This window comes from Actinomycetospora sp., assembly GCF_036497585.1.
GTDB lineage: Bacteria > Actinomycetota > Actinomycetes > Mycobacteriales > Pseudonocardiaceae > Actinomycetospora.
Genome location: NZ_DASXJD010000177.1, coordinates 1 through 13,306, shown reverse-complemented (window position 1 = coordinate 13,306; position 13,306 = coordinate 1). Strand labels below are relative to the sequence as shown.

Here is a 13,306-nt window from a genome sequence, read left to right as displayed (position 1 = left end):
TCTTGAGGCGCTCCTCGAAGTCACCGCGGTAGCGCGAGCCCGCGACGAGCGACCCGAGGTCGAGCGTGTAGAGCTGCTTGTCCTTCAGCGTCTCGGGGACCTCGCCCTTGACGATGGCCTGGCCGAGGCCCTCGACCACGGCGGTCTTGCCGACGCCGGGCTCGCCGATGAGGACCGGGTTGTTCTTGGTCCTCCGGGAGAGGACCTGCATGACCCGCTCGATCTCCTTCTCCCGGCCGATGACCGGGTCCAGCTTGCCCTCGCGGGCCGACTGGGTGAGGTTGCGACCGAACTGGTCGAGCACGAGCGACGACGACGGCGTGCCCTCACCGCGCTGTCCGCCGGACTCCGCGGGCTCCTTGCCCTGGTAGCCCGAGAGCAGCTGCAGCACCTGCTGGCGCACGCGGTTGAGGTCCGCGCCGAGCTTGACGAGGACCTGGGCCGCCACGCCCTCGCCCTCGCGGATCAGCCCGAGCAGGATGTGCTCGGTGCCGATGTAGTTGTGGCCGAGCTGCAGCGCCTCGCGCAGCGACAGCTCCAGCACCTTCTTGGCGCGCGGGGTGAACGGGATGTGCCCGCTGGGGGCCTGCTGACCCTGGCCGATGATCTCCTCGACCTGCTGGCGCACGCCCTCGAGCGCGATGCCCAGCGACTCGAGCGCCTTGGCGGCGACGCCCTCGCCCTCGTGGATCAGCCCGAGCAGGATGTGCTCGGTCCCGATGTAGTTGTGGTTGAGCATCCTGGCCTCTTCTTGGGCCAGGACGACCACCCGCCTCGCGCGGTCGGTGAACCTCTCGAACATCCGTCACTCCTGACTGCTGCGCCGGCGGACTCCCGCGCAATCTCCCTCGCCGGTGTTCCCGACGTGGGCCTCCGCGGACCCTGGCTGGTGCCCACACGCCCCGCGGGGCGCGACGGCCCCCCTCGCGGGGAGCCATGGACGAGCACCGTACGACCATCCTAGTCGCCGCCGGCACCACGACCGGCCCTCGCCGGTTGCGGCACCGTGACGACGACCACGGGGATCTCCGGTGACCGCTCTGTCCGGGGAACGCCTGCGCGCACCCCGCACGGTCACCTCCTGGTCACCGTGCTGACGCCAACGATGCCGCCTGCGCGGCTGTTCCGTGAAGGTGTTCGCCGACGGAGAACGCCCGGATCGGACGACACGCCGGGGAACCCGGGCGTGGCGGGCAGATGCTGCACGCCGCGCGACGACCGTCACGTCGACGGACCGACGACGCCGCTCACCGGACCGGCTCCGGCTCCCGGGTGCCGTTCTCCACCCGCCGCCGGCTCACCGGCAGCACGGCGCTCACCCACACCAGCCAGATCAGTCCGCCGAACCGGACCACCGGCAGCAGGAACTGCAGCGGCGGCAGCGCCAGCGAGAACACCGCCACCACCGAGATCCCGGCCAGCACCAGCCCGACGATCCCGAGGGGGCGCGGCAGGAGCCGCCCCATCAGGGTCGGCACCGAGACCCCCGCGATGAGCAGCCCGAACGCCACGACGAAGCCGGGGCCGCCGGCGGCGAACGAGAGCTGGCCGAGCGCGACGACGGGGCCCGCGGCGGCGTCCTTCACGAGGTCGGCGGTCGCGGCGGCGGTCCACCCCGCGACGCCGGAGAGCGCGAGCATCGCCGCGGCGAGCAGCCCGCCGGCGAGCCCGAGCGTCGGGCCGGCGACGCGCAGCCCGAGACGGTGCAGCCGGTGGTGGACGGTCGCCACCCAGACCGCGAACGGCACCGCGGAGGCGAGCAGCAGCGTCGTCGAGAGCTCGGCGGTCGTCGTGTGGTCGCGCAGCAGCGCGAGCGTGGTCGCCGGGTCCGCGCCGGGGCGGGCGCCGGTGTAGAGCGCGAGCGTCGCGAGGGTCAGGACGGCCCAGGCGAGGGCGGGCGCGAGCAGGGGCGGCCCGCCGCGGCGGGCGTGGGTGCCGGGGTCGGTCATGGCGAGGTCCTTCGTTCGAGAAATCGTTACACTTAGGAATGATTGCCAGCACAGTACGATTCGTCAAGGGGTATCGTCCCTGCCGTGGACGACCGACCGACCGGGGCCGCCTTCCTGCTCACCCAGCTCGGCACCCACGCCGCGCGCCGCTTCGGCGAGCGCGTCGCCGCGGTGGACCTGACGCCGCCACAGGCCGGGCTGGTCCGGGCCGTCGCGCAGGAGCCCGGTCGCAGCCAGCAGGCCCTGGCCGCCCAGCTCGGCACGCCGGCCACCCGGCTCGTCGCCCTCGTGGACGCGCTGGAGCAGCGCGGCGTGCTGGAGCGCCGTCGCAACCCGGACGACCGGCGCCTCCACGCGGTCCACCTCACACCCGACGGCGAGGCGCTGCGCGATGAGCTCGGTGGCCTGGCCGCCGAGCACGAGGCCGCCATGCTGGCCCCGCTCGATCCCGAGGAGCGCCGCACGCTCGCGGACCTGCTCGGCCGGGTCGCGGCCGCCGAGGGCCTCACCCCCGGCGTCCACCCCGGCTACCGTGACCTCCCGGCCGACGATCGTGGACCCCAGGGAGCTCCGCCGTGCGGGACATGACGATCTTCTCCGGCTCGGCGCACCCGGCGCTCGCGAAGGCGATCTGCCGCCAGCTCGAGGTGCCGCTGTCGCCCTCCCGGCTCACCCGCTTCACCAACGACTGCCTCGAGGTGCAGCTGCAGGCCAACTGCCGCGAACGCGACGTCTTCCTCGTCCAGCCCCTCGTCCCGCCGGTGCAGGAGCACCTCGTGGAGCTGCTGCTGATGATCGACGCGGCCCGGGGCGCCTCGGCGGCGCGGATCACGGTCGTCATGCCGCACTACGCCTACGCCCGCTCCGACAAGAAGGACGCCCCCCGGATCTCGATCGGTGGCCGCCTGGTGGCCGACCAGATCGTCGCGGCCGGGGCCGACCGGGTCCTCGCGATGACGCTGCACTCGCCGCAGGTGCACGGCTTCTTCTCGGTGCCGGTGGACCACCTGCACGCCCTCTACGAGCTCGCGGCCCACCTGCGCGGCCTCGACCTCTCGAACGCCGTCGTCATCTCGCCCGACCTCGGCAACGCCAAGGAGGCGAGCTCCTTCGCGCGCATCCTCGGGACGCCGGGGCACCCGGTTCCGGTCGCGGCGGCGGCCAAGCAGCGGATGCCCGACGACAAGGTGGAGATCTCCTCGATCATCGGCGACGTCGAGGGCCGCGACGTCATCGTCCTCGACGACGAGATCGCGCGGGGATCGACGATCATCGAGCTGCTGGACCGGCTCCGCGAGTACGACGTGGCCTCGGTGCGGGTCGCCTGCACGCACGGGCTGTTCACCGAGGGCGCGCTCGACCGGATCGCCGAGCACCCCGAGGTCACCGAGATCTTCTGCACCGACACCGTGCCCGGTCCGAGCGCGCACGCCACCGACAAGCTGACGATCGTGTCCGTCGCCCCCGCGCTGGCCGAGGCGATGCGCCGGATCCACAACGGCGAGTCGGTGAGCGTGCTGTTCGACCCCTCGGTCCCCGACCGGTAGGTCCCGACGACGGGTCAGGCGAGCAGCGCCCTGGTGCCGACCCGGGTGATCTCCGCGACCAGCTCGCCGCGCCCGAGCGGCACCGCGCCCGCGAGCCAGCGGGTGACGAGGTGGGTCGTGCCGGCCACCACGAGCACCGCCGCGGTGCGCAACCGCTCGCGGTCGCGCGGCCCGAGGCGCAGCACCTCGTCGAGCACCAGGTCGGCGAACACGTCGACGGCGGCGTCGCGGCGCGCGAGCAGTCCGGGGTGGCCCGGCGACTCCGCGTAGAGGCGGGCGACGCGCGGGTCGGCGTCGAGGGTGCCGGCGAAGACCTCGACCGCGGTCATCGCCCGGGCCCGTTCGTCGCCGCGCACGTCCCGGAGCGCGGACACCATGGCCGCGTGCAGGCGGCCGTAGACGTCGTCGGCCACCGCGTCGAGGGCCGCGTCCCGGTCGGCGAAGGTCTCGTAGAAGTACCGCTTGGTCAGCCCGGCGTGCGCGCACACCGCGTCGACGGTGACGCCCACGACACCGACCTCGCCGACGACGTCCAGACCCGCCGCGAGCAGACGGGCGCGCCGCAGCGCCCGGCGCTCCTCGGCGCTGGCCCCGCGATAGGTGCGGACGGCGGGCGGCACTCCTCCATGGTGGCACGATCTCGGACACCGCGACGGTGCCGGAGGACCCGTGGAGGTCCCGCAGGGGACCCGTCAGGAATGGGCCTTGTGGTAGGCCTCGCTGACCTCGGACGGGATGCGGCCGCGCTCCGAGACCGTCATCCCCTGCTTGCGCGCCCATTCCCGGATCGCCTGGTTCTGCTCGCGGTCGACCGATGCCCGGCCGCCGCCCTTGCGCGCGGTGGCGGGAACGGCGGCCGTGCGGGACGAGGAACGCCGACGGCCCGAGAGACGGCGGGCGTGCGCGACGTAGTCCGCGAGGGAGTCGCGCAACTTCGCGGCGTTCTCGTCCGACAGGTCGATCTCATACGTCGTTCCGTCGACCCCGAACTCGACCGTCTCGTCGGCCTCAGACTCGTCCAGGTCGTCCACGAGGGACACGACGACTTTCTGCGCCACGCGCCGATTCCTTCCACGACCCCCGCGAGTCCGGGACCGAGCATGCGTCCGGCCCCGGAATGTTTTCGCGGCGGAGCGTAAATGCGCGCCCCACGCCTTGTCGACCCGGGTGTGGCCCGAAGCCTCGGCCTCACACGGAAATCCAGTGTCGCGGGGTGACCGGAGTGGTCTCCGGGACGGCGAATGCTCAGCTCAGTCGGGGACCGCGGACGCGTCGGGCACCACCACCGCGAACATGTCCGAGAGCGCGGCGAGGCTCGCGGACTGCAGGGCGTCGGCCGGCACCGTGCCGTCCGGCCCCGGCAGGGCCCGCGTGGCCGTGGCGCCGGCGACGACCGTCGGGGCGAATCCCAGGTTGAAGGCGCTGCGGGCCGTCGAGTTGACGCACATGTGCGTCATGAACCCCGCCAGCACGAGATTCGTGACCCCCGCGTCGCGCAGCTGCGCCTCGAGGTCGGTCTGCACGAACGAGCTCGGGAAGTTCTTGACGATCCGCAGCTCCCCGGGCTTCGGGGCCACCGCGTCGACGATCTCGCCGATCTCCGCGTGCGTGTCGTAGGGCGTCCCGGCCCCCGCCTCGTGCTGGACGTGCACGATCGTGCCGCCGGCCGCGCGGGCGCGCTCGAGCAGCTGCGCGGCCTGCTCGATCGCGGGCTCGACGTTCTCCAGGGCCATCACACCCTGGGTGTAGGTGTTCTGCAGGTCGATCATCACCAGCGCGGAACCGGTGAGGTGGGCGGGGTCGCCGCTCATGCCCGTGAGCTCGCGCAGGGTGGGGCTCGGGGTGCTCATGTCGCGATGTCTCCTCGTCGAGATCGGGATCGTGCTGGTCGGGCCGGGACACACCGAAGGGCACCCGGGACCGCGGAGGCGGCCGGAGGTGCCCTTCGGTGACGTGCAGGGACTACCGGGGCTCACCGGCCCTCGAGGGCCCGCCATTCGTCGTCGGAGAACAGCCGCGAGCGGATGATGAACCGGACGCCCTCGGGCGCCTCGACCGAGAATCCGCTGCCGCGTCCCTCGACGACGTCGACGGTGAGGTGGGTGTGCTTCCAGTACTCGAACTGCGAGGCCGACATGTAGAAGCCGATCGGCTTCTCCAGGCCCTCGACCTCGAGATCACCGAGGTGCACGTCCTGGCCGCCGATCTTGAAGTCCCCGTCCGGGTAGCACATCGGGGCGCTGCCGTCGCAGCACCCGCCGGACTGGTGGAACATCAGCGGGCCGTGGATGTCGGTGAGCTGCACGAGGAGCTCGGAGGCCTGCGGGGACAGGGCGACGCGAGCAGTCGTCCCGGAGCCCGGCACCTCCGGCACCTCGTCGGTGACATCGGTGCTGGTACTGATCTCCGTCATCCCGATCCCTCCTGCCGGCCGGAGCGTCTGCCGATCCGATCGATCAGAAGAAGCCCAGCGCGTTCTGCGAGTAGCTCACCAGCAGGTTCTTGGTCTGCTGATAGTGGTCGAGCATCATCTTGTGGTTCTCACGTCCGATACCCGACTGCTTGTACCCGCCGAAGGCGGCGTGCGCCGGGTAGGCGTGGTAGTTGTTGACCCAGACCCGGCCGGCCTGGATGTCGCGGCCCGCGCGGTAGGCGGTGTTGGTGTCGCGCGACCACACGCCGGCGCCGAGCCCGTAGAGGGTGTCGTTGGCGATGCTCATGGCGTCGTCGTAGTCGTCGAACTTGGTCACCGACACGACCGGCCCGAAGATCTCCTCCTGGAAGATCCGCATCTTGTTGTGGCCCTCGAACACGGTCGGCTGGACGTAGTAGCCGCCCGAGAGGTCGCCACCGAGGTCGCACTTCTCGCCACCAGTGAGGATCTTCGCGCCCTCCTGGCGACCGATGTCGATGTAGGACAGGATCTTCTCGTACTGGTCGTTCGAGGCCTGCGCACCGACCTGGGTGTCGGTGTCCAGCGGGTTGCCCTGCTTGATCTGGTCGACCCGCTTGACGCCCTGCTCCAGGAAGTCGCTGTAGATGCCGCCCTGGATGAGCGCCCGCGACGGGCAGGTGCAGACCTCGCCCTGGTTGAGCGCGAACATCGCGAAGCCCTCGAGGGCCTTGTCGTAGAACGCGTCCTGCTGCGAGGCGACGTCGTCGAAGAAGACGTTCGGGCTCTTGCCGCCCAGCTCGAGGGTGACCGGGATGAGGTTCTCCGAGGCGTACTGGGAGATCAGGCGCCCGGTCGTGGTCTCACCGGTGAAGGCGATCTTGCGGATGCGCGGCGAGGACGCGAGCGGCTTACCCGCCTCGACGCCGAAGCCGTTGACGATGTTAAGCACGCCGGCCGGGAGCAGGTCCGCGACCAGGTCGAGCAGCACATGGATCGAGGCCGGCGTCTGCTCGGCCGGCTTGAGGATGACCGCGTTGCCGGCGGCGAGCGCGGGCGCGAGCTTCCAGATCGCCATGAGGATCGGGAAGTTCCACGGGATGATCTGGCCGACCACGCCCAGCGGCTCGTGGAAGTGGTAGGCGACCGTGTCCTCGTCGATCTGCGAGAGCGCGCCCTCCTGGGCGCGGATGCCGCTTGCGAAGTAGCGCAGGTGGTCGATCGCGAGCGGGATGTCGGCGGCGAGCGTCTCGCGGACGGCCTTGCCGTTCTCCCAGCTCTCCGCGACGGCGACCTGCTCGAGGTTCGCCTCGATGCGGTCCGCCATCTTGTTCAGGATGGTGGCGCGCTCGGTGACGGAGGTCTTGCCCCACGCCTTCGCGGCACCCTCAGCCGCGTCGAGGGCCTTCTCGACGTCGTCGGCGGTACCGCGGGCGACCTCGGTGAAGGTCTGGCCGGTGATGGGCGTCGGGTTCTCGAAGTACTGACCCTTGGCCGGGGCGACGTACTCCCCCCCGATGAAGTGGTCGTACCGGGGCTTGAAGCTGACGACGGAACCATCGGTCCCCGGGGGCGCGTAGACGGCCATCCTTGGTTCTCCCCACTCGTGACGGCCGGTGCGGGTCCGCACCGGCGATGTGACGCACGTCGTGCGTCCACCTGTGATCCGGGACGCTACGAGGACCGGGGTTGCACCGACGTTGCACGCGCACGCGGCTCCTACAGGGGGTCCCTTGCCGTAGATGCGGTTCGGGACCGACCAGGTGGAGGGTTGTCCCCGGTCGCGGCGGCAGCGCACGATGGAATCCGGCACGACTCCACGGGGTGGTGGATGACGAGAGGTCCCGCCGGCACGGGAGCCGACGCGCTGATCTGGGGAGATCCGCTGGAGCGCGCGGCGGTGCTCGCGCGCGTTCGCGACGCGGTGCTGGCCGGGGGCCATGGCGAGGTCGAGCCGCGGGAGGTGGTCTCCGACTCCTGGCGGCGCTCGCTCGCCGCGCACGTCGACCCCGACCACGGGGCCCCCGCCCGCGTCTTCGACGACCGCGAGCTCGACGCGCTGCGTGAGTCCCACCCGCTCGCCCCGGTCCTGCCGATCCTGCGCACGACGTTGCTCGAGATCGCCGACGAGGCGATGCACGTCATGATCGTCACCGACGCGTCGGGGCACATCCTCTGGCGGGAGGGCGCCGCGGGGATGCTGCACATCGCCGACGACCTCGAGCTGGCCGAGGGCTTCCGCTGGAGCGAGGACTCGGCGGGCACCAACGCGATGGGCACCACCCTGGCCTCGGGCTCGCCGGTACAGATCCACTCCTCGGAGCACCTCGTCGCCCAGTACCACCGGTTCACCTGCGCGGCGGCCACCATCCACGACCCCGACTCCGGCGAGGCGGTCGGCGCGGTCGACCTCACCGGCCCGGTCCGGGCCTTCCACCCGAGCACGCTCGCGCTGGTCTCGGCGGCGGCGAAGCTGGCCGAGAACCACCTCGCCACCCGCCAGGCGATCCGGGACGAGCGGTTGCGGACGAGGAACCTGCCGCACCTCAGCGGCCTGGGGGAGGCGCCCGGGGCGCTGCTCAGCCCGGCCGGCCGGGTGCTCGCGGCGACCCCGCACGGCTGGATCGGCGACCGCGTCCAGCTCCCCGGCGCGGGCGACCGGATCGTGCTCGGGGAGCACGGCGAGGGGGTGCTCGAACCGCTCGCCGAGGGCTGGCTGCTCCGGCTCGAGCGGACCACCTCGATGCGCCACCGCGCGACGCTCGCCCTGCCGTTCCTCGGCGCGCCCCGGCCCGTCGCCCGGCTCGACGGGCGCCCGGTGCGGCTCGGCGCCCGGCACGCGGAGCTGCTCGCGCTGCTCGCCATGCACCCCGAGGGCCTCACCGCCGACGCCCTCGCCCGGGAGCTCTACGGCGACCGCGGCAATCCCGTCACGGTCCGCGCCGAGATGCACCGGCTGCGCGCGCTGCTCGACGGCACGCCGAACGGCACCGGGGTGGTGCGCACCGGGCCCTACCGCCTCGAGGCCCGGGTGGACGCCGACTTCCTCGCGCTGCGCGACGCGGTGCGCGCGGGCCGGCTGCCCGACACCGCCCTCATCGAGCGCGGCGAGCTCCTGCCCACCTCCGACGCCCCGGGGATCCGCGCGCTGCGCGACGAGCTCGACGTCGGGGTCCGCTCGGCGGTGCTGCGCCGCGGCGACACGGCCGCGCTCTGGGCGCTCGCCCGCACCCCGGCCGGGCGCCAGGACGTCGAGGTCGTGGAGCGGCTGCGCCACGTGCTGCCGGTGAGCGACCCCCGCCTGGGTGCGCTTCGCGCATGTGAGCACTAATCCGCCCTATGACACGGATTAGTGCTCACATGCGCTTGCGCACCTGCCGGCGTTCCTCCCGCGCCCGGGACGCCTCGCGTACCCGCAGGAACACCGAGCGCAGGCCCTGGAGGGTGAGGTCAGGGACCTGGTGGGTCACCGTCGTGCACTCCGGCGCCACCACCGGCGCCAGACCCCCCGAGGCCACGACCGCGACCGGCGTCCGCCCGGCCGCGTCCTTCGCCGCGATCTCCGCCGACAGCCGCGTCACCAGGCCGTCGACCATCGCCGCCGCCCCGATCACGAGCCCGGCCTGCATGCTCTCCACCGTCGAGCGACCCAGCGCCGAGCGCGGCGCCACGAGCTCGACCGGCCGCAGCCCGGCCGCCCGCGCCGCCAGCGCCTCCGCCGAGACCGCCACCCCGGCCGCGATCGCGCCCCCGAGGAACTCCCCGGCCGCCGACACCGCGTCCACCGTCGTCGAGGTCCCGAACACCACCACGACGCACGACCCGCCGACCTGCTCGTGGGCGGCGAGCGCCTGCACCACGCGGTCGGCGCCGACCTCCTTGGGGTTGTCGACCAGTAACGGCACCCCGGTGCGCACCCCCGGCTCGACGAGCACGTGCTCGACACCCGGGAAGTGCTTCTCGAGCATCCCGCGTAGCTCCCGGAGCAGTGCGGGCACCGTGGAGAGCGCGGCCACCCCGTCCACCTCGGCGAGCAGCGGGCCGAGCATGCCCCGCACCGTCAGCGCGAGCTCGTCGGCGGTGGCGCGCCGCTCCGTGCGGATCCGGGCGGTCCACCGGGCGACGGGGCGCCCCACAGTGTCCGCCCTGTCGTCGGGACCCTGCGGGTAGAGCGCGAGCGCGGTCTGGGTGTTGCCGACGTCGATGCAGAGCAGCACCCGGGGTCGGTCCCTCAGTTCAGCGCGGCGCGTGCCCGGGTGCCGGGTACGAGCAGCGAGGACGCCGGGGCGTCGTCGGGGACCCGCGCCGGGTCGGCGGACTCGTCGAGCACGTGGTTGTGCTCGTCGACGAACACCACCCGCGGCTGGTACTCCCGCGCCTCGGCGTCGTCCATCTGCCCGTAGGCGATGAGGATGACGAGGTCGCCGGGGTGCACCAGGTGCGCGGCCGCGCCGTTGATGCCGATGACGCCGGACCCGGCGTCGCCCTCGATGACGTAGGTCTCGAGGCGGGCACCGTTCGTGACGTCGACGATCGCGACCTGCTCGCCGGGCAGCAGATCGGCCGCGGCCATGAGGTCGGTGTCCACCGTGACCGACCCGACGTAGTGCAGGTCCGCATCCGTGACCGTCGCCCGGTGGATCTTCGACTTGAGCATCGTGCGGAGCATCAGGCTCTCCTCACCACGGTGACGTCGGTGTTGTCGATCAGGTGGGTGGTCCCGGCCCGGGCGGCGATCAGCAGCCGGGCGGGGCCGCCGTCGGGGGTGGGCCCGAGGTCGGGGTCGCGCAGCTCGACGTAGTCCACGTCGAGGGCGGGCTCGGCGTCGAGGACGTCCCGGGCCGCCGTCAGGACCGCCGCCGGGCCCTGCTCCCCCGCGTGGCGGCCGGCCATGAGCGCCGCCGAGATCGCGACGGCGGCGCGGCGCGCGTCGGCGTCGAGGTAGGCGTTGCGGGAGGACCGGGCGAGGCCGTCCTCCTCCCGCACGGTGGGAACCCCGACGACGTGCACGTCGATGTCGAGGTCGCGCACCATCCGGCGGATCAGGGTGAGCTGCTGGTAGTCCTTCTCGCCGAAGAACACGACGTCGGGGGCGACGATCGCGAACAGCTTGTTGACGACCGTCAGCATCCCGGCGAAGTGCCCGGGCCGGAGGGCGCCCTCGAGCTCGGCACCGAGCGGGCCCGGGTCGATCGACGTGCTGAAGCCCGGCGGGTACATGGCCTCGACGTCGGGCGCGAACACCAGCTCCACGCCCTCCTCGCGGCACATCTCGAGGTCGGCCTCGAACGCCCGCGGGTAGCGGTCGAAGTCCTCGTTGGGCCCGAACTGGCGCGGGTTGACGAAGATCGAGACGACGGTCGTCGAGCCCGGGATCGACCGGGCCCGGCGCATCAGCTCGCGGTGCCCGTCGTGCAGGGCGCCCATGGTGGGGACGAGCGTGACGCGGCGTCCGGCCCCCCGCAGCGCCTTGGTGACGCGGCGCAGCGAGTTCGGGTCGGCGTGCACGGTCAGGTCGTCACGGGTGAAGCGGGGCCTGCGCCCGAGCACGTCGTGGGTGCGCAGGCTGGAGGGGCGGGTCACGGGGTGGGCCTCTCGAGGGCGTGGGCGATGTTCTGCGAGTCCTCGGGCCCGATGAGGCCGCCGTCGAGGGCGCGGTCGGCGGTGCGGCGGGCGAGGGCCCGGTAGAGCTCGGCCGAGGCGGGGGCGCGCCGGTCGAGGTGGCGCAGGTGGGTCGCGACGGTGCCCGCGTCGCCGCGGACCACCGGGCCGGTGAGCGCGCGGTCGCCGTGGCGCAGCGCGTTGTCCAGGGCGGCCGAGAGCAGCGGCGCGAGCACCCGTTCGGCGGGTTCGATCCCGGCGTCGGTCAGGATGTCGGCGGCCTCGCGGACGAGCGTGACCAGGTGGTTCGCGCCGTGGGCGAGCGCGGCGTGGTAGAGCGGGCGCAGCTCCTCGGGGATCCGCACCGGCTCCGCGCCGATCTCGACGACGAGCGCCTCGCCGACCAGCCAGGCCGCCTCGCCGTCCTCGGTGCCGCTCTCCCCCGCCGTCACCCCGACGCACGCGCCGGCGAGGCGGGCCACGTCCTCGGCGCGACCGGTCACGGTCATGGCCGGGTGGAGGGCGATGGGGAGGACGTCGTGCTCGGCGGCCGGGGCGAGGACGCCGACGCCGTGGGAGCCGCAGGTGTGCACGAGGATCTGGCCCGGGCGCAGGCAGCCCGACGCGGCGAGGCCCCGGACCAGCCCGGGCAGGACGTCGTCGGGGACGGCGAGCAGCGCGAGGTCGGCGCGGCGCACCACCTCGTCGGGCGGGAGGATCTCGGCGCCCGGCAGGAGCGACTCGGCCCGCAGGCGGGAGGCCCGGGAGACCGCGGAGGCGGCGACGACGGTGTGGCCGGCGCCCGCGAGCGCGGCCCCCATGACGGCGCCGACGCGGCCGGCGGACACCACCCCGACGTCGAGGCGGGCGGGCCGGGGCGCGGCCGGACCCGGCCCGGCGTCGTTGCCGGAGGCGCTCACGCGGCCACCCCTGTTCCACACTCGTCGTTCCCGTCCCGCGAGAGCGCGGGTACCGGACGATGCGAGCGCGAGCGTAGACGCGCCGGAGCCGTCCCCGACGCCCAGGTGATCGGCTTCACCGCCCGGGCGGGTGGTGCGACCTACCGGCCGTCGGGCCGCCCGTGCCGCGGGCCCGCGGGCGGCGGCCCCGGGTGGGGCGGCTGGCCCGGGTAGGGCTGCTGCGCGGCGCCGAAGGGCGGTCCCGACGGCGGGCCGGGCGCGTGGCCGGGCCGCTGCGGCACCGGCCCCGACGGCGGCCCCGGCGGGTACGGGCCACCGGGGCCGGCGGTAGGCGGTCCTCCGGGGTGCTGCGGCACGCCCGGGGCGGTGACCGCGGCGAGCCGGGTCCGGCGCACGTTGTCGAGGAGCTCGTCGTGCCACTCGGGCTTCGGGGGGATCGCGCCGCGGTCGGCCCGGGCGCGCAGGAACGCCAGCTCGGACACCGCGTGCTGGTAGTGCACGACGGCCTCGGCGGCCGGCTTGCCCGCGGTCCGCCGCACCGCGGTGCGCCACCGCCGTCGGCCCGCCATGCTCGCCAGCAGCGGCACCTCACTCCCGGCGATCCAGCCGGCCGCGGCGAATCCCGGCATCTGCGCGGCGAGGACGTCGCGCTCCCGGCGTCGCTGCCAGAGGACCAGCCCGAGGATCGCGACGAACAGCGGCAGCATGATCAGGATGTAGACCCCGAAGAACCCCGGCCCGAGCTGGGTCGCCGAGTTCCACAGCGCGTGCAGGATGACCGCGAGCACGTAGCCCGCCAGGATCGCGAAGGTGCCGAGGGCCCGGGAGCGCACGGTGGCCGCGATCCCGACCCCGATGCCGGTCATCGACGTGAACAGCGGGTGCGCGAACGGCGAG

Annotated in this window: 15 protein-coding genes; 3 read left to right on the top strand and 12 right to left on the bottom strand. The window is 73.5% G+C overall.

The window, feature by feature from the left end:
- On the bottom strand, positions 1–802 hold an 802-nt coding region (locus VGH76_RS17135), incomplete at its 3' end, for a Clp protease N-terminal domain-containing protein (RefSeq protein ID WP_331557912.1).
- 445 nt (positions 803–1,247) lie between these two features.
- Positions 1,248–1,949: a DUF4386 domain-containing protein gene (locus tag VGH76_RS17130; protein ID WP_331557911.1), complete on the bottom strand. Its 702-nt coding sequence runs from the start codon at positions 1,947–1,949 to the stop codon at positions 1,248–1,250.
- A gap of 84 nt (positions 1,950–2,033) precedes the next feature.
- Between VGH76_RS17130 and VGH76_RS17125 the strand changes: the two genes are divergently transcribed.
- Together VGH76_RS17125 and VGH76_RS17120 are read left to right on the top strand one after the other, a co-directional pair.
- The gene (locus VGH76_RS17125) at positions 2,034–2,537 is read left to right on the top strand and encodes a MarR family winged helix-turn-helix transcriptional regulator (protein WP_331557910.1); all 504 of its coding nucleotides are present in this window, start codon (positions 2,034–2,036) and stop codon (positions 2,535–2,537) included.
- On the top strand, positions 2,534–3,496 hold the full coding sequence (locus VGH76_RS17120; protein WP_331557913.1) for a ribose-phosphate diphosphokinase: 963 nt from the start codon (positions 2,534–2,536) through the stop codon (positions 3,494–3,496). Before VGH76_RS17125 ends, VGH76_RS17120 begins: the two co-directional genes overlap by 4 nt.
- Before the next feature lie 14 nt (positions 3,497–3,510).
- Here the strand turns inward: VGH76_RS17120 and VGH76_RS17115 are convergent, their stop codons facing one another.
- The 5 genes from VGH76_RS17115 to VGH76_RS17095 all read right to left on the bottom strand — a co-directional run bounded on the left by VGH76_RS17115 (position 3,511) and on the right by VGH76_RS17095 (position 7,476).
- Positions 3,511–4,116 carry a TetR/AcrR family transcriptional regulator gene (locus VGH76_RS17115; RefSeq protein ID WP_331557909.1) on the bottom strand — a complete coding sequence of 202 codons (606 nt, stop codon included), beginning with the start codon at positions 4,114–4,116 and terminating at the stop codon, positions 3,511–3,513.
- 72 nt (positions 4,117–4,188) lie between these two features.
- On the bottom strand, positions 4,189–4,554 hold the full coding sequence (locus VGH76_RS17110) for an Lsr2 family protein (RefSeq protein ID WP_331557908.1): 366 nt from the start codon (positions 4,552–4,554) through the stop codon (positions 4,189–4,191).
- A 192-nt stretch (positions 4,555–4,746) separates the two neighbouring features.
- Positions 4,747–5,346 carry a cysteine hydrolase family protein gene (locus tag VGH76_RS17105; protein WP_331557907.1) on the bottom strand — a complete coding sequence of 200 codons (600 nt, stop codon included), beginning with the start codon at positions 5,344–5,346 and terminating at the stop codon, positions 4,747–4,749.
- Between the two features lie 122 nt (positions 5,347–5,468).
- A complete protein-coding gene (locus VGH76_RS17100; RefSeq protein WP_331557906.1) occupies positions 5,469–5,909 on the bottom strand; it encodes a DUF779 domain-containing protein in 441 nt (146 codons plus the stop codon).
- A gap of 43 nt (positions 5,910–5,952) precedes the next feature.
- Complete coding sequence (locus VGH76_RS17095; protein WP_331557905.1) at positions 5,953–7,476, bottom strand: aldehyde dehydrogenase family protein; 1,524 nt, start codon at positions 7,474–7,476, stop codon at positions 5,953–5,955.
- A gap of 243 nt (positions 7,477–7,719) precedes the next feature.
- On the opposite strand from VGH76_RS17095, the gene VGH76_RS17090 reads away from it, so the two are divergent.
- Positions 7,720–9,219: a helix-turn-helix domain-containing protein gene (locus VGH76_RS17090; protein WP_331557904.1), complete on the top strand. Its 1,500-nt coding sequence runs from the start codon at positions 7,720–7,722 to the stop codon at positions 9,217–9,219.
- Positions 9,220–9,244: 25 nt separating this feature from the next.
- On the opposite strand, the gene VGH76_RS17085 is transcribed toward VGH76_RS17090, so the two are convergent.
- The 5 genes from VGH76_RS17085 to VGH76_RS17065 form a co-directional block, all read right to left on the bottom strand.
- Entirely contained in the window at positions 9,245–10,105 is an 861-nt protein-coding gene (locus VGH76_RS17085; protein ID WP_331557903.1) for a type III pantothenate kinase, read from the bottom strand.
- A gap of 14 nt (positions 10,106–10,119) precedes the next feature.
- The gene (gene panD / locus VGH76_RS17080) at positions 10,120–10,557 is read right to left on the bottom strand and encodes an aspartate 1-decarboxylase (protein WP_331557902.1); all 438 of its coding nucleotides are present in this window, start codon (positions 10,555–10,557) and stop codon (positions 10,120–10,122) included.
- Complete coding sequence (gene panC / locus VGH76_RS17075) at positions 10,557–11,471, bottom strand: pantoate--beta-alanine ligase (protein WP_331557901.1); 915 nt, start codon at positions 11,469–11,471, stop codon at positions 10,557–10,559. Before panC ends, panD begins: the two co-directional genes overlap by 1 nt.
- Positions 11,468–12,409 carry a Rossmann-like and DUF2520 domain-containing protein gene (locus tag VGH76_RS17070; protein ID WP_331557900.1) on the bottom strand — a complete coding sequence of 314 codons (942 nt, stop codon included), beginning with the start codon at positions 12,407–12,409 and terminating at the stop codon, positions 11,468–11,470. Before VGH76_RS17070 ends, panC begins: the two co-directional genes overlap by 4 nt.
- Positions 12,410–12,549: 140 nt before the next feature.
- Positions 12,550–13,306: PrsW family glutamic-type intramembrane protease (locus tag VGH76_RS17065; protein ID WP_331557899.1), on the bottom strand; the 757-nt coding region annotated here is incomplete at its 5' end.